Genomic DNA, 16601 nt, shown 5'->3' with positions numbered 1-16601 from the left:
GGTCGGCTGACCACGCGGCCTTCGGGCCGGGTGCGGACGGCCGTCAGCCGCCCGCGGGTGTCACCGTCAGTCGGCGGCCCTGGCGAGCTTCGACGGCCACCAGATCCGCTTGCCGATCTCGTGGGACAGCGACGGGACCAGGATCGACCGGACGATGATCGTGTCCAGCAGGACCCCGAACGCGACCGTGAAGCCGATCTCGGCCAGGGTGACCAGCGGCAGCACCGCCAGCACCGCGAACGTCGCGGCCAGCACGACGCCCGCCGAGGTGATCACACCACCGGTGACGGCCAGGCCACGGGTGATGCCGGCCCTGGTGCCGTGGGTGAGCGTCTCCTCTCGCACCCGGGTCATCAGGAAGATGTTGTAGTCGATGCCCAGTGCCACCAGGAACACGAACGAGAACAGTGGATAGGCCGGATCCGCGTTGGCGAAGTCGAGCACGTGGTTGAACACCACCGCCGAGACGCCGAGCGCCGCCGCGAACGACAGCACCACGGTGACGATCAGCAGCAGCGGCGCGACGAGCGCCCGCAGCAGCAGTCCGAGGACGATCAGGATCACGAGCAGCACGATCGGGATCACCAGGTCGCGGTCATGGCGGGAGGCCGCGTTGACGTCATGGTTGACGGCCGTCGAGCCGCCCACCAGGGCCTCCGCGCCCGGGACCGCGTGCGCCGCGGTCCGGATGTTCAGGACGGTGGTCTCGGCCTGCTTGGTGTCGTACCGGTAGATGATCGCCGCGTCGATCACGATCCGGCCGTCGGGCGACGGCCTGACCTGGAGGGAGGCTGGCGGGCAGCTCGCGCTGGACGCGAGCTGGGCCGGGGTGACGGCCCCGGACCGGACCAGCTCACCGATCTTGGCGTAGTCGGCCTCGATGCACACCGAACCCGGCTTGGTGTCGACGCCCGGGATCTTCGAGACCGCGGCGATCACTGCGGCAGCCTTGTCGGCCTTCGCGGTGATCACGGCCGGGGCGCCGGCGCCGGCGTCGAAGTTGGCGTCGTAGATCTTCTGGCCGACGATCGCGTCCGGCTGGGTGGTGAAGGTGTCCAGCGTCGACAGGCCGCCGGTCTTCAGGGTCGGCAGGAACGCCACGCAGATCAGCAGCAGCACCGCGGTGCCGATCCAGCCGAGCCGGGAGCGCTTCTCGAGCCTCGTGGCGAACCGTGACCAGACGCCGTGGGTGGCGACGTCGGCGTGGTTGTCGAACCGGGGGATCCGCGGCCAGAACACCCACCGGCCGACGACGACGAGGAACACCGGCAGGAAGACCAGCATCATCACGACGGTGCAGGCGACGCCGATCGCGCAGACCGGCCCGAGGCTCTTGTTCGAGTTCAGCTCGCCGAGGCTGAGGCAGAGCAGGCCGAGGATGACGGTCAGGCCGGAGGCGGCGATCGCCGGGGCGGCCCCGCGCCAGGCGGCCATCATCGCGTCGATCCGACCGCGATAGTTGTGCAGTTCCTCGCGATAACGGCTGACGAGCAGGAGTGCGTAGTCCGTCCCGGCGCCGATCACGACGACGGACAGGATGCCCTGGCTCTGGCCGGTGAGGGTGAGCGCGCCGTGCTTGGCCAGCGGGTAGATGACCAGCGAGGACACGCCGAGCGCGAGCGCCGCGCTGAACAGCGGGAAGAACCAGAGCACCGGGCTGCGGTAGACGACGAGCAGGATGATGATGACGACCAGACCGGCGGCGAGCAGCAGCTGGCCGTCGAGACCGCCGAACGCGTCGATGAAGGCGACCAGCAGGCCGCCCGGCCCGGCGCTGTGCACCACGAGGCCTGCCGGCAGGTCAGCCTTCGCGACGTCGATGACGGCCTTCTCGGTCTTGCTGAGGTCGTCACCGTTGACCTCGGTGTCGCCGTTCTTGCCGATCAGCGGCACCGAGGTCGAAGCCACCGAGTCGTTCTTGGAGAACTGCGGCTGCCCGACCTGATCGGCCGCCACCCCCTGGACCTTGCCGAACTTGACCCGGTCAGCGGCGATCTTCGCCTTGTCGGGCCCGGTCAGGCCGCCGGCCCGCTGATAGATGATGAAGCCGGGGATCGTCGCGATGTTCTGGAACTTCTGCGACTCCTTGTCGACCTTCGTCGACTCGGCCGAGCCAGGCAGGTACGACGCGTTGTCGTTCTTCTGGACCTGGCTGAGCTTGCCCTGGAACTGGAAGCCGCCGCCGCCGATCAGGAAGACGACGAGCGCGGCGAGGCCGAAGGCGTAGACGAACCACGGCCGGCGGCGTCCGGAGCTGGGTGCGGCGGGCGGGGGCGGCGGCGCGGTCCCGGAGCGTTCCTCCGCGGCCAGGTCACTGGTCATCGTGTCTCTCCCGGTCGACTTTCGGTCTCGGCTCGGCGACGACGGGCGCGGTCCGGCCAGTGGCCCGTCGGGGGCAGGTGCTGATCTGGCTGACGCGGCGCCCGCGGGCGGGCGGCACGACCACCGGGGCGGCGCCGCTGGCTGGCACGGACCGTACTGGCCGGGTGTGACACGTTCGTGGCCAGGCTCCGCGCCTTCGATGATGGCGCCGTCCCGCTCTGACGCCATCAGGTTTTCGGCTGATCAGGCGGTGGACGCCGCCCTCCTCCGGTTGGCGTCACTATCTCATTGTCTTACTCGCTCAACAAGTCTTTACTCAGACATCGGTCGCACCTGCGCACGAAGGCTGGCCGGCATGGCGAACGACTTCGCAGGTCTGACCGCCGCGCGCCGGCCGATCTGACCGTCCAGCCATCGAAAGTGAGTTAGACCACACGAAGGGCGCCACGACTCGGTCCGGGCGCGTCGCCCCGGCCGCGACCGGCCCACGCCGCCCGGAACGCGTCATGAGGCGAGCATGCTCGACCCCCGGGCCCGCGTCGTCCGCCCACAGGCGACACTCCGGGTACGCAGACCCGCGTACCCGAGGGGCACCCGCGACGGCGGGCCCGGACGGTGACCGCCCCGGGCCGGGCGGGGCGGGTGGGCGGCGGCGCGCCCACCCGGTGGTGCCACGCGTCGCGGGTCGCCGCGGCCCGGGCCATATGATCATGGGCGCAGCGCGGCGTAGCGACGTGACCGGAGCGGGACGCCCGAACGAGGCTCGACTGGGGAGAGGCGCGCATGCTCGTCCTGCACACGTCCGACTGGCATCTCGGACGTCGCCTGCACGGCTTCGACCTCGCCACCGCGCAGGCCGCGTACGTCGACCATCTCGTCCAGGTGACCCGCGCCGAGCGGGTCGACCTGGTCGTGGTCGCGGGCGACGTGCACGACCGGGCGATCCCGCCGGTGGGCGCGCTGCGGCTGTTCGACGAGGCGCTGTCCCGGCTGCGCGACACGGGAGCCCGGGTGGTGGTCATCAGCGGCAACCACGACGCCGCGGCACGCCTCGGCGACAAGGCCGGGCTGCTCGACCCCCGCGTCGCCATCCGCACCGACCCGGCTCGGCTCGCGTCCGCCGTGGTCGTCGAGGACCGGTTCGGCCCGGTCCGGGTCTACCCGGTCCCCTATCTGGAGCCGGCCGCGGTCGCCGACGTGCTTCCCGTGGTGGACGACCCCGCCGACGAGCTGGAAACCGACCCCACCGACGACCCGGCCCCGGGCGTGGGCGCCGAGGGGCCGGTCGGGACTGGCCCCGGCGACGCCACCGACCCCGCATCCGGGCCGCCGTCCCCGGCCCTGGCCGAGGGGCCGGTCGAGCCGCCCTTCCCGGGCATGGTCTCGCTGTTCGACGAGGACGAGCTCGCCCCGAGCCTGGTGCCCGCCGCGCCCCGCCCTCCCGCGTTCCACGACGGACGTCGCCGGGCCCGCCGCGCGGCGGCGCTCACGCACGCCGGGACGATGCGCCGGGCGATGGCCGCCGTGCGGGCCGACCTGGCCGACCACCCCGGCGCCCGGTCGGTCGTCGTCGCGCACGCCTGGGTCACCGGGGCGGCCGGCAGCGACAGCGAGCGCGACATCAGCGTCGGCGGCGCCGCGCACGTGCCCGCCGCCCTGTTCGACGGGATCACCTACGCGGCGCTCGGCCATCTGCACCGGCCACAGCGGGTCCTCGGCCGGGCCGACCTGCGCTACAGCGGCTCGCCGCTGGCCTATTCCTTCTCCGAGACGCAGGACGCGAAGGCGTCGCTGCTCGTCGAGCTCGGACCGGCCGGGCTCGCCCGCGTCGAACCTGTCCCGGTGCCGGTGCACCGGCGGATGACGATCCTGCGCGGCCCGCTGGAGCAGCTGCTCACCCGGCTGGAGTACGGCGAGCACACCGAGGACCTGGTGGCCGCGGTACTGACCGACGACGCCCGCCCCGTCGACGCGATGAGCCGGCTGCGCGCCCGCTTCCCGCACACCCTGGTGCTGCGCCACGAGCCCGAGCACGCGCCCGCCGACGACGGCCGGACGTTCACCCAGCGCACCCGGGGCCGCGACGACCTCGACGTGGCCGCCGACTTCGTCGACTTCGCGCGGGGCACGCCGGCCGACGAGGACGAACGCTCCCTGCTCGCCGACGCGCTGACCGCCGCCCGGCTCACGGCCGCCTGGCCCGACGCCCGCGGGGAGGCCTGATGCGCCCGCACCGGCTGGAGCTCGTCGCGTTCGGCGCCTTCCCCGGCGAGGTCGAGCTGGACCTCGACCGGCTGGGCGCCGGCGGACTGGTGCTGCTGTGCGGCGAGACCGGCGGCGGCAAGACGACCCTGCTCGACGCCGTCGGCTTCGCGCTCTACGGCACCGTCCCCGGCCTGCGTGGCGTGCGCGACCTGCGCTCCCATCACGCCGCGCCGGACGTCGCCCCACGGGTGCGGCTGGAGTACTCGGTGCCCGCCGGCCGCTTCCGCGTCACCCGCACGCCCGGCTGGGACCGGCCGAGGCGGCGCGGCGACGGCACCCAGCGCCAGCACCCGACCGCGCTGCTGGAACGGTGGACCGGCTCGGGCTGGGCGGCCGAGGCCACCCGCAACGAGGACGTCGGCCACGAGGTCAACGGGCATCTCGGCATGCGGCCGGAGCAGTTCTTCCAGGTGGTGATGCTCCCCCAGGGCCGGTTCGCCGACTTCCTGCACGCCGACAACGACGCCCGCGAGGCGCTGCTCAAGCAGCTGTTCAGCGTCGGCCGGTTCGAGCGGGTCGAGCAGTGGCTCGCCGACCGGGCCAAGCGCGCCGCCGACGACCACGGGCTCGCCCGCCAGGACCTCGACCGCGTCCACGCCAAGGTCACCGAGGCGGCGGGCCCGCCGGAAGCCGGCGACACCGAGGCCGCCGTGCCCGCCGGCACCGAGAGCGCGACGGCCACCGACGAGCCTCCCGCCCCTGACTGGGCCCGCGCGCTCGCCGCCGGCGCCGCCGAGGCTGCCCAGGCGGCCGACCGCCGCCGAGACGAGACGCAGCAGGTCCGGGACCTGGCCGAACGCGGGCTCGCCATGACCCGCGAGGCAGTCCGGCGGGCCGAGGAACGCGCCCAGCTGCTCCGCCGCCTCGCGGAGCTGGACGAACAGGCGCCCCAGGTCGAGGAGCTCGCCGCGGAGCTGGCCGCCGCGACCCGGGCCGGCGCCGTCAGCCGCGCCATCGCGGAGACCCAGCGCAGGGCAGCGCAGGCCGCCCAGGCTGAGACCGCGCAGGCCGCGGCCCGGGCCGCTGTCGCCGCGGCGGCGCTCCCCGACGCGGGCGACCCACCACGGGAGACGGCTGACGCCACGGCCGACGAGCTGGCGGCGCTCGCCGCGGACGCGCACGCCGAGTCGGGACGCCTCGAGCCACTCGCGCTTGTCCTCGTCGCCGCCCATGAGGACGCGGCGCTGGCCGACCTGGCCGACCGCGAGGCCCTTGAGCACGCCCAGGCCGCCGCCGTCCGGGAAGCCGAGATCACCACGACGCTGCCGGCGCGGCGCCAGGCGGCCCAGGAACAGGCCGACGCCGCCCGCCGGGCCGGCCACCTCGCCCCGGCGCTGACCGAGCGGTCCGAGCAGCTGGCCGACCTCGCGGACGCGGTCCGCGAGCGAAGGCGGGCACTCGCCGAGTCGACCGAGGCGGCCGCGAGCGCCACCCGGGCCAGGGCCCGCGCGGTCGAGCTGCGCCAGCAGCGCTTCGACGCGATCACCGCCGAGCTGGCCGCCGCGTTGGCAGACGACACCCCGTGCCCCGTCTGTGGCGCGCTCGACCATCCCGACCCGGCCGAGGTCCGCGCCGACCACGTGAGCAAGGACGCCGAGCGGGACGCCGACGCGGCGGCCACCCGGCGCGAGGCGGCCGCCGGCACGGCGCGAGACCAGGTCGCCGGGCTGACCGGCCAGGTCAGGACGCTGCTGGCGGCCCTGCTGCGCTCCCCCGCCGCGCTCGCCGATGGCCCGCGCCCAGGCGGCGGCGCCTCCGACGCGGCGGTAGCCGGCGCGGACAGCTCCGGCGACGACGCCGCGGCGACGGTTGCCGGGATGCTGGCCGACCTGCGCGGCACGTTGCTCGACGAGGCGGTGCTGCTCACCGACGAGGACGATCTCGGGGCGGCCGGCCCGGACCGGACCGCCGCCGAGATCGACGCGGTCGCGCGGGCGTTCGGCGCGGCGGCGGGCCAGGCCGCGTCGAGCGCCGCTGACCTCACCGGCGCGCAGGCCGGCCTCGCCGCGCTCGTCGAGGCTCAGACCAGGGCACACGCGGACCTCGCCACCCACCGGGCCGAGGAGCGGGCGGCCGGCCTGCGGGCCGCGGCGGCGCGGGACCGGGCCGCTCGGGCACTGGCGACGGTGCCGTCCGCGTTGCGCGACCCGGCCCTCCTGGCGAGCCGGGTCGACGCGGTCGCGCGCTTCGCCCGGGCCTGCGCGCACGCCGAGCAGGCCGTGCGGGCCGCGGCCCAGGCCCGTGACGAGCTCCGCCGGGCCGACGCGGACGCGGCGGAGGCGGCGACGGAGGCGGGGTTCGCGGATCCGGGCGCGGCGCTCGCCGCGGTCCGCGAACCGGACTGGCTGGCCGACGCGCAGACGCGCATCCAGGGGCACCGCGACGAGCGGATCCAGGCCCGGTCCCGGCTCGCGGCCCCCGAGCTGGCGGCGGCCGCCGACGACCCGTCGGCCCGCCTCGACGAGCACGAGCGCGCGGCCGCGGCGGCGAAGGCGGCCCACGAGGAGGCCTGGGCGACGGCGGCGACCGCGGCGCAGCGCGCCCGCCGGCTCGAGGCCCTGGTGGAGGAGTACGCCGGCGCGCACGCGGCCCTCTCCCCACGCCGGGCCGCGGCGGCACAGCTACGCCAGCTGGCCGACCTCGCGATCGGCCGGGCCCCGGCCAACCAGCACGGGATGCCACTGTCGAGCTACGTGCTGGCGGCCCGGCTGGAGGAGGTCGCGCACGCGGCGAGCCGCCGGCTGGCGGCGATGAGCGGGGGGCGTTACACCCTCGTCCACGACACCGGCGAACGCCGCGACCGGCGCCGCAAGGCCGGCCTCGGGCTGCTCGTGCTGGATGCCTGGACGGGCCGGTCGCGCCCGACCGCGACCCTGTCGGGCGGCGAGACCTTCCAGGCCGCGCTGTCGCTCGCCCTCGGCCTCGCCGACGTCGTGAGCGCCGAGGCGGGCGGCCACGCGATCGACGCGTTGTTCGTCGACGAGGGCTTCGGCACGCTCGACCCGGACAGCCTGGACGAGGTCATGAACGTTCTCGACGAGCTGCGTGCCGGCGGCCGTCTCGTCGGCGTCGTCAGCCACGTCGCCGACCTGCGCCTACGCATCCCGACCCAGATCCAGGTCCGCAAGGGACCCAGCGGCAGCACCGTCGAGACCACGGCCTGACCGGGGCGGGTGCCGTCCCTCCTCGGTCGGCCCTGGCCGTCGCTCTCAGCGGGAGGGCAGCAGGAGGACGAGGTCGTCGCGGTGGACGACCTCGCGGTCGTAGCCGGGGCCCAGGTCGGCGGCCAGCTCGGCGGTGCCGCGCCCGAGCATGCCGGGCAGCTCGTCCGCGTCGAAGGCGACCAGCCCGCGGGCGACGGCCCGCCCGGTCGGGTCGACCAGCTCGACCGGGTCCCCGGCGGAGAAGTCACCGTCCACCGAGGTCACGCCCGCGGGGAGCAGGGACGCGCTGCGCCCCACCACCGCGGCGACCGCGCCGGCGTCCAGGTGCAGCCGGCCCATCGGCGCGGTGGCGTGCGCCAGCCAGAGCAGCCGGGCGGCACGGCGCGGGCCGGTCGGGTAGAAGACCGTGCCGACCTCGGCGCCGGTCAGCGCCTCGGCCGCCCTCGCCGTCGACGTCACGATGGTGGTGACCCCGCCGGACGCCGCCATCCGGGCGGCATCGATCTTCGTCGCCATCCCGCCGGTGCCGACGCCGGCCGTGCCGGTCCCCTTGGCGGACAGGCCGTCGAGGTCGGCGTCCGAGCGGACCTCGCGCACCAGGTTCGCCGGCCCGAGCCGGGGGTTCGCGTCGTAGACGCCGTCCACGTCGGACAGCAGCACCAGCAGGTCCGCGGAGACCAGGTGGGCGACGATCGCGGCGAGCCGGTCGTTGTCGCCGAACCGGATCTCCTGGGTGGCGACCGCGTCGTTCTCGTTGATGATCGGGACGATGCCGAGCTCCAGCAGGCGGTCGAGCGCGGTGCGGGCGTTGCGGTAGTGGGCCCGCCGGACCACGTCGGTCGCGGTCAGCAGCACCTGGCCGACCTGGTGGCTGGACTGGCCGAACGCCTCCGCGTACTGGTGCACCAACGCGCTCTGCCCGACGCTCGCGGCCGCCTGCAGCGTCGCGAGGTCACGCGGCCGGCGCGACAGGCCCAACGGGGCGAGACCGGCGGCGATCGCGCCGGAGGACACCAGGACCAGCCGACCGCCGGCCAGCGGGCGGACGGCTCGGACCAGCGCGCCGAGCCGCTCGGCGTCCAGCCCGCCGGCGGCGCTGGTCAGCGACGACGACCCGACCTTGACGACGACCCGTTGCGCGCTCTGGACGAACGAACGCACGTCAGCTCTCGTCCTCGTCCCGGGCGGCTGTGGCGGGAGCGCCGGGCGTCTCCTGGCCGTCGTCGCCGACCCAGACCACCGTCGGGCCGTCGTCACCCGTGGCGTCGTCGTCCCAGTCCGCGTCGTCCTCGTCTTCGTCGTCGTCCTCGTTCCAGACGGCGTCGTCCCAGCCGGCGTCCCGCGGGACGGCTCGGGTGACGACACCGTCCTCGTCGACGAAGACCTCGTCGCCCTCGGCGGCGGACGCGAACGCGGCATCCGCCTCGTCCTCGTCGACGGCCACCCCGGCCCGGCGGGCCAGCCGCTCGGCGCGGGTCAGCCGGACGGAGGTACGCAGCCGGTCGTCGGTGCCGCGCGGGCCCATGACGGGCTCGGTGGCGCGCCGGGCGCCGCTGCCGCCGACGGTGGCGACCCCGGCGGTCTCGGCTTCGGCCCGGCTGGTCGCGTACTGGGCGAGGGCCCCGCGGCCGGACAGCGTCGGCTCCCAGTCGAACGTGACGTCGCCGATCGTGACCTCGGCGCCTGCCTCGGCGCCGAGCTTCGCGAGCTCTGCCTCGACGCCGAGCCGGGCGAGCCGGTCGGCGAGGAAGCCGATCGCCTCGTCGTTGGTGAAGTCGGTCTGACGGACCCAGCGCAACGGCTTCGCGCCGGTGACGACGTACCCGCCGTCGAGGGCGCGGACCGCGAACTCGACCTCGTTGACGGCCTTCGGGCGCAGCACGATCCGGGTCGCCGCCTGGACCGGCGTCGAGCGCCGGTGCTCGGCGACCATCCCGGCGAGGTACAGCGACAGCTGCCGCACGCCCTCCCGGGTCGCCGAGCTGATCGAGAAGACCTCGAGGCCCCGGGACCGCAGGTCGGCGGTGACCATCTCCGCGAGCTCACGGGCGTCGGGGACGTCGATCTTGTTGAGGACGACGAGACGCGGCCTGCCGGCGAGATCGGCCGAGTACGCCGCCAGCTCGTGCTCGATGGTGTCCAGATCGGACAGTGGGTCCCGGCCCGGGTCCAGGGTGGCGCAGTCGAGCACATGGACGATCACCGAGCAGCGCTCGATGTGGCGGAGGAACTCCAGCCCCAGGCCGCGGCCCTGGCTCGCGCCCGGGATGAGGCCGGGCACGTCGGCGACGGTGTAGGGCGGCAGGTCGCCGGCCTGGGCCACGCCCAGGTTCGGCACCAGTGTGGTGAACGGGTATTCGGCGATCTTGGGCTTGGCCGCCGACAGCACCGAGACCAGCGACGACTTGCCGGCGCTCGGGTAGCCGACCAGCGCCACGTCGGCGACCGACTTGAGCTCGAGGACGGCGTCGAGGCTCTCCCCCGGCTCGCCCAGCTCGGCGAACCCGGGCGCCTTGCGCCTGGACGACGCCAGTGCCGCGTTCCCCCGGCCGCCGCGGCCGCCCTGAGCGAGCACGAACGTGCTGCCCAGCCCGACGAGGTCGATGATCTCGTCGCCGTCCGGCGTGAGCACGACCGTGCCGTCGGGCACCGGGAGGACCATGTCCTCGCCGTCGGCGCCGCTCTTGTTGGAGCCCTGGCCCGGCCGGCCGCTGGTGGCCCGCCGGTGCGGATGGAAGTGGAAGTCCAGCAGGGTGGTCACGCCCGGGTCGACCACGAGGCGGATGTCGCCACCGCGGCCACCGTTGCCACCGTCAGGGCCGCCCAGCGGCTTGAACTTCTCCCGGTGGATGGACGCACACCCGTGCCCGCCGTCACCGGCGGCGGCGTGCAGAACCACCCGGTCGACGAACGTCGGCACTGCCTGGCCTCTCCTGGTCTGCCAGCCCTGCGGCCGGTACTACGGTTGCGTCCGCGGTCTCGCGCGCGGGAGCCCGGACATGACTGAAGCCGCGCCAGGCAACGGTCCCCGTGCCCAGCGCGGCTTCGGCGCGAACGAAAACTAGGCCGCGGGCTCGAGCGCGAGCACGTTGATGACCCGGCGACCACCGCGGGTGCCGAACTGAACGTGGCCCTCGGCCAGGGCGAACAGCGTGTCGTCCTTGCCGCGCCCGACCAGCGCGCCCGGGTGGAAGTGCGTGCCGCGCTGGCGGACCAGGATCTCGCCCGCCTTCACGTACTGGCCACCGAACCGCTTGACGCCCAGCCGCTGGGCGTTGGAGTCACGACCGTTGCGCGAGGAGCTCGCGCCCTTCTTGTGCGCCATCTCGCTCAGGCCTTCTTGGTCTCGATGCCGGTGACCTTCAACCGGGTGAACTTCTGACGGTGACCCTGCCGCTTGTGGTAGCCGGTCTTGTTCTTGAACTTGTGGATCCGGATCTTCGGACCCTTGACGATGCCGACGACCTCGGCCGTCACCTCGGCCGCGGCCAAGGCGGCCAGGTCGGTGGTGACCGACTCCCCGTCGACCAGAAGCACTGGCTTCAGGTTCACGGCCGCGCCCGGCTCACCCGGCAGAAGCTCGACATCGACCACATCGCCGACGGCGATCCTGTGCTGCTTGCCACCGCTGGCAACGACCGCGTACACCAGTTCTCCCTGCTCCTGTGGCCCGCGCGCCACATCAACCGACCGTCGCGCGAGCTGATCTCCTCAGGGCGCCCCACGACCCGTGCGCGGCGGCCTCGCTCCAGACGCTCGCCCGGTCGGTAACACCTCAACCGGTCGGCACCTCGACCTGACGGCGCCTGAACCTGACATCACGCTGGTAGCGGGCACACGCCCGTTCGGAGTGGGCACCAAACCTACCCCGTGTCGCTCCACCTTACAGGTCGCTGGACCGTTGGTGCGCACCGCCACCGCTCGATCGACTCCCGCCGGTGTCGACCTTCCGCGCGGGTCGCAGCCTCTCGATGACGGAACTCCACACGTCGCGGAAGCTGCCCACTTTCCTGGTTACTTTGCGTTGATAGCCAGTCCAGATGGGTACATCGGCGGGTCCAGCCGGGTGACTCCGGGCCTAGCGGCGGATCACACCCGGGTGATCCAGACGTGTCATGGCCACGATCTACGCGCCGGGGAACCATGGAGACTACGACGGAGGTGTCCGGCGGGCCGGGGAGGACGGACATGAACACGGCGGCAGGGCGATGACCGAGGCGGCGTGGGAGACGGTGGCCTGGGTCGCCGGCACAGTCGCGCTCGTCGCCCTTCTGGCGGTTCCGCTGGCCTGCTGGCTCATGCTGCACGGGCCGGTGATCGCGGCCCGGCTCTCGGCCGCGATCAGCGCGACCAGGCAGGGCGACGCGGCCGCTCACCTGGGCGACCAGGACGACCTGGTGCAGACGCTCGTCGTCGCCACCTACGCGCTCCAGCTCGGCGATCAGGATCGTGCCCGGGCGGCGGTGGACGGCGCGCTGCACCAGTCCCGCGCGATCCTCGACCGGATGCTCGCCGAGGCCGGCCACGATGCCCTGTCCCGCCGCGACACCGCCGGGCACCCCTCGCCCAGGGCCGACGCCGCGCCACCGGCCTCCGGAACCACTTCCGCGGCCGGCCGGCTTCACCATCTGGGCCTGGGCCTGGGCCTGGGCCGGCGCGGGCCGCTGCGCCGCGAACGCCCGGCAGCCGCGCCGGGCCCACGAATCGGACGCCACGTCGCCTGAGACGAGCCACGATCGCCGTTTCGGCCCTCCCAGGGTCGCGTTACGGCCCAACCAACAACCACCAGAGGGCCAAAATCGCGATCAACAGTCCTCGCTCACGCGCGCCTCTGCCGGGACCAGCCTGACTCGGCTGGCCCCGGCTCGGGCAAGGGCATCAGTGCTCCGCGCTCCGCCGCTACTTGCGCGGTGACTCGCGGGGCAGTCGTTACTCGGCGGAGGCGGTCGCCTCGACCGACTCGGCCGGCTTCGCGACCGGGCGCGAGGCCCGGCGCGGCCGGCGGCCACGGCCACCGCCCGACTCCGAGCCGACCGCGGCGCTGTCCGGATCGGCGGAGTTCGCGAACACGGTCGGCCCCGCGTCGTCGGCGCTCGCGCCGTTCACGCCCGCTTTGTGGTCACTCTCCACCGGCACGACAGACCCGTTGGCGACCGGCCAGCCGAGACCAGCGGGCTCGCCGCTGGCCGCCTCGTGCTGGCCAGCCCCGGCGATGCCGCCCGGCCAGCCCGTGGCGTGGGACTCGGTGACCGGCGCCCCGGCCTGCGCTGCTGTGCCGTCGGGCCCGGCCGCCTCGACGCTGACCGTGTCCGCCACGGCGATGACGGGACTCGTCGCGGCCCGGCGGGCCCGGCGGGTGCGCCGGCCCTCCCGCGCCGTGCCGGCCTCGCCGGTCTCCACGGCGGCGCGGCCGCCGTCACGGTCGCCCGCGGCCTCGTCCTCGGACGCGAGGCTCGCGGTCCGCTCGTCGACGCCCTCGGGTTCGCCGAGAATCGACTCGTCCAGCTCGGCCGCCGGTGCGGCGCCGGCCGAGCCGCGCCGGCCGGCGCGGCGCAGCGGCGGTGCCGGGATCGGCGGGACAGGCGCCTGGGCGTGGTGACCGTCCAGGTGGATGAGCACCCCGCGCCCGTTGCAGTGCGCGCACGGCTCGCTGTAGGCCTCCAGCAGGCCCTGGCCGACCCGCTTGCGGGTCATCTGGACGAGCCCGAGGCTGGTCACCTCGGCGACCTGATGGCGGGTCCTGTCCCGGCCGAGACACTCGGTGAGCCGACGCAGCACCAGCTCCCGGTTGCTCTCCAGGACCATGTCGATGAAGTCGATGACGATGATGCCGCCGATGTCGCGCAGCCGCAGCTGGCGGACGATCTCCTCGGCCGCCTCGAGGTTGTTCTTGGTGACGGTCTCCTCGAGGTTGCCGCCCTTGCCGGTGAACTTGCCGGTGTTGACGTCGACGACCGTCATGGCCTCGGTCCGGTCGATCACCAGCGAGCCACCCGAGGGCAGCCAGACCTTGCGGTCGAGCGCCTTGGCGAGCTGCTCGTCGACGCGGTACTCGGTGAACAGGTCGGTCGTCCCGACGTGCCGGCGGACCCGGTTGCGAAGGTCCGGAGCGACCAGGTCGACGTAGCTCTCGATCTGCTCGGCCTCGCCCGAGCCCTGCACGAGCAGCTCGGTGAAGTCCTCGTTGAAGATGTCCCGGATCACTCGGACGACGAGGTCCGGCTCGCCGTAGAGCAGGGCCGGCGCGGAGGCCTTCTGCGCCTTGCGGGAGATGTCCTCCCACTGCGCGGCCAGGCGTTCGATGTCGCGCTCGAGCTCCTGTTCGCTCGCGCCCTCGGCGGCGGTCCGCACGATCACGCCACCGTCCTCGGGGGTGATCTTCTTCAGGATGCTCTTGAGCCGGGAGCGCTCGACATCGGGCAGCTTGCGGCTGATCCCGGCGTTCTGGCCGTCCGGCACGTAGACGAGGTAGCGGCCCGGCAGGCTGATCTGGCTGGTCAGCCGGGCGCCCTTGTGGCCGATCGGATCCTTGGAGACCTGGACGAGCACGGACTGGCCCGGCTTGAGCACCTGCTCGATCTTGCGCGGCCTGCCCTCCAGGCCGGAGGCGTCGTAGTTGACCTCGCCGGCGTAGAGGACCGCGTTGCGGCCCTTGCCGACGTCGACGAACGCCGCCTCCATGCTGGCCAGCACGTTCTGGACCCGGCCGAGGTAGACGTTGCCCGCGTAGGACGCGGAGCTGGCCCGGGTGACGAAGTGCTCGACGAGCACGCCGTCCTCGAGGACCGCGATCTGGGTGCGGTCACCGGCGTGGCGGACCAGCATCCGGCGCTCGACCGACTCGCGGCGGGCCAGGAACTCCGCCTCGGTGACGATCGGCGGGCGGCGCCGGCCGCTGTCCCGGCCCTCCCTCCGGCGCTGGCGCTTGGCCTCCAGCCGGGTCGAGCCGCTGACGCCGCGGACCAGGTCGTCGTCGCGCCGGGTCTCGCGGACGTGCACGACGGTGTTCGGCGGGTCGTCCGGCGCCCCGGAGGCGTCCTCGCCCGTCGTGGCCCGCCTGCGGCGACGGCGACGGCGACGCGAGCCGGCGCGATCGTCCTCGTCCTCGTCCTCTTCGTCCGTGTCCAGCGCGAGCGGTTCGTCGCCCTCGTCGTCGGACTGGGCGCGGGCGTCGTCGGTGTCAGCGGCGGCCTCGGGGGTGTCCTCGGCCTCGGAGGCGTCGAGCTCGTCCTCGCCGCGCGCCCGGCCGCGGCCACGGCGGCCACGGCGCCGGCGCCTGGTGCCGGCCAGGTCGGCGTCGTCCAGCGACGCGTCGGCGGCGTCGACCGCCTCGGGCTCCTCGGCCTGGCTGGTCTCCTCCTCCGCGGGGACGACGGCGGTCGGCTCCTCGGTCTCCTCGACCTCGGCCTCCCGGACGGGCCGGCCGGGACGCCGCTCCGCCTCGCGGTCACGCCCACGCGGGGCGGCCGGCTCGCGGGCAGCCAGGTCGGGGGCCTGGAAGGTCACGGCGGTGATCGGCCGCCGGGTCATCCGGGGGGCGGCCGGCTCGGCGTCGAACCCGGTCAGGAACGGCTGCGCCTGCGCGCTCCACTGCGGAGCCACCGACCGCGACCGCCTGGTGGACGTCTCCGCGGCGGGCTCGGCGGCTGGCTCGGCGGCCTGCGCCGCAGGCTCGGCGGAGCCCGCGTCCTCGCCGGGCTCGGCGGACTCAGTGGACTCAGCCGGCTCGGCCACGGCTGCCGGCTCGGCGGCACGGGCCCGTCGGCGCCGCGTACGTGGGGCGGCGGCCGGCTCGGCCTCGGCCGGCGGCGCGCTCTCGGCGTCGGCCGCGGGCTGCGCCTCAGCGGTGTCGGGAACGGCGGTGTCGGAAACGGCGGCCTCGGTCGCGGCGGCCACCGCGGCTTCCTGGGGCTCCCCGGCAGCCGGAGTCTCCGGTGACTCCGGAGGGGCGGACGCGACGCGGCGGCCGGCGCGTGCCCGCCGCCGGGCGGGCGGCGCCGCCGGCTCGGCCGGCTCGCCGGCCCCGTCGGTCGAGGCGGCCACGTCGGCCGAAGCCGTCGCACTCGGCTGAACAGCCGCGGGCTCGGCGCCATCGCCAGGCCGCGCGGCGGCCGGCTCCAGCGGGACGGTCGGCGTGAGAACCGCGCGAACGGCTCGACGGGTGCGGGGCCTGCGCTCCGGCTCGGCGGCCGGGGCGGTTTCGACCGACCCGCCCGCGACCGGCGCAGCCGGCTGGTCGGCCTCGGTCACGGCCGGGCTGGCCGGCTGGTCGACCTCGCCCTGCCCGGTCACGTCCTCGTCGGGCGCGTCCTCGTCGGACACCGTCTCGGTGGACCCGTCCTCGGTGGACGCGGTGTCGGTGGACGCGGTGTCGGTGGGGGCCGTCTCGGTGGACGCGAGCTCGGCGGGCGCCGGCTCCGGGGCCGCCGTGGCGGTCACCGGAGCCTCGTCCGCCTCGTCGGTCACGGCTGGGACGGCGGTGGTCGCGACGTCAGGGGACAGCTCGGCCGGTGGGCCGGCGGGCCGGCCAGCCGCGCGGCGGCGCCGGGGCGCAGCGGTGGATTCCTCCGCCGCGGCCGCTGTCAGGTTGTCGTCGCCGGGAGTCAAAGTGTCGTCGGGCACGGGATATAAAGCCTCCGGGCTCCCGGGCGCGCCGCCAGTTGGGCAGTCGCGACCGCACAGAAGCCGCTGTCTCGTCCGGCGGGTAAGCCCGCCGTAATCCTGCGACGCCCTGCATCAAGCCGTGAGTCGACGCGACAACCGGCCCTGATCGCTGTAGTCCGCGCCCCCTTCGGGGGGCCCAGAGGTTCTCGTCCCCCCAGGCAGACATCACGGCCCGCCGAGGCTGAC

9 protein-coding genes are annotated in these 16601 nt (G+C 74.8%); 3 read left to right on the top strand and 6 right to left on the bottom strand.

Going from position 1 to position 16601, the window contains the following annotated elements; translation table 11 throughout:
* Nucleotides 1-66: 66 nt before the first annotated feature.
* A complete protein-coding gene (locus tag FRAEUI1C_RS09820) occupies nucleotides 67-2322 on the bottom strand; it encodes an MMPL family transporter (RefSeq protein WP_013423141.1) in 2256 nt (751 codons plus the stop codon).
* A gap of 783 nt (nucleotides 2323-3105) precedes the next feature.
* Between FRAEUI1C_RS09820 and FRAEUI1C_RS37500 the strand changes: the two genes are divergently transcribed.
* Complete coding sequence (locus FRAEUI1C_RS37500; RefSeq protein ID WP_013423140.1) at nucleotides 3106-4545, top strand: exonuclease SbcCD subunit D; 1440 nt, start codon at nucleotides 3106-3108, stop codon at nucleotides 4543-4545.
* Complete coding sequence (locus FRAEUI1C_RS09810; RefSeq protein ID WP_013423139.1) at nucleotides 4545-7751, top strand: AAA family ATPase; 3207 nt, start codon at nucleotides 4545-4547, stop codon at nucleotides 7749-7751. The genes FRAEUI1C_RS37500 and FRAEUI1C_RS09810 overlap by 1 nt, the downstream gene beginning before the upstream one ends.
* 45 nt (nucleotides 7752-7796) lie before the next feature.
* Here the strand turns inward: FRAEUI1C_RS09810 and proB are convergent, their stop codons facing one another.
* The 4 genes from proB to rplU all read right to left on the bottom strand — a co-directional run bounded on the left by proB (nucleotide 7797) and on the right by rplU (nucleotide 11399).
* Nucleotides 7797-8912: a glutamate 5-kinase gene (gene proB, locus FRAEUI1C_RS09805; RefSeq protein WP_013423138.1), complete on the bottom strand. Its 1116-nt coding sequence runs from the start codon at nucleotides 8910-8912 to the stop codon at nucleotides 7797-7799.
* Between the two features lies 1 nt (nucleotide 8913).
* On the bottom strand, nucleotides 8914-10671 hold the full coding sequence (gene obgE, locus FRAEUI1C_RS09800) for a GTPase ObgE (RefSeq protein WP_013423137.1): 1758 nt from the start codon (nucleotides 10669-10671) through the stop codon (nucleotides 8914-8916).
* 141 nt (nucleotides 10672-10812) lie between these two features.
* The gene (rpmA, locus tag FRAEUI1C_RS09795) at nucleotides 10813-11076 is read right to left on the bottom strand and encodes a 50S ribosomal protein L27 (RefSeq protein ID WP_013423136.1); all 264 of its coding nucleotides are present in this window, start codon (nucleotides 11074-11076) and stop codon (nucleotides 10813-10815) included.
* A 5-nt stretch (nucleotides 11077-11081) separates the two neighbouring features.
* Entirely contained in the window at nucleotides 11082-11399 is a 318-nt protein-coding gene (rplU, locus tag FRAEUI1C_RS09790) for a 50S ribosomal protein L21 (RefSeq protein ID WP_013423135.1), read from the bottom strand.
* Between the two features lie 560 nt (nucleotides 11400-11959).
* Between rplU and FRAEUI1C_RS09785 the strand changes: the two genes are divergently transcribed.
* Nucleotides 11960-12475 carry a hypothetical protein gene (locus FRAEUI1C_RS09785; protein ID WP_013423134.1) on the top strand — a complete coding sequence of 172 codons (516 nt, stop codon included), beginning with the start codon at nucleotides 11960-11962 and terminating at the stop codon, nucleotides 12473-12475.
* A gap of 205 nt (nucleotides 12476-12680) precedes the next feature.
* Here FRAEUI1C_RS09785 and FRAEUI1C_RS09780 read toward each other — a convergent pair whose 3' ends face one another.
* The gene (locus FRAEUI1C_RS09780; protein ID WP_013423133.1) at nucleotides 12681-16373 is read right to left on the bottom strand and encodes a ribonuclease E/G; all 3693 of its coding nucleotides are present in this window, start codon (nucleotides 16371-16373) and stop codon (nucleotides 12681-12683) included.
* Nucleotides 16374-16601 lie beyond the last annotated feature (228 nt).

The sequence above is a fragment of the Pseudofrankia inefficax genome (assembly GCF_000166135.1).
Lineage (GTDB): Bacteria > Actinomycetota > Actinomycetes > Frankiales > Frankiaceae > Pseudofrankia > Pseudofrankia inefficax.
Note: the sequence above shows the minus strand (reverse complement) of the source record. Positions and strands in the feature narration are given on the sequence as shown.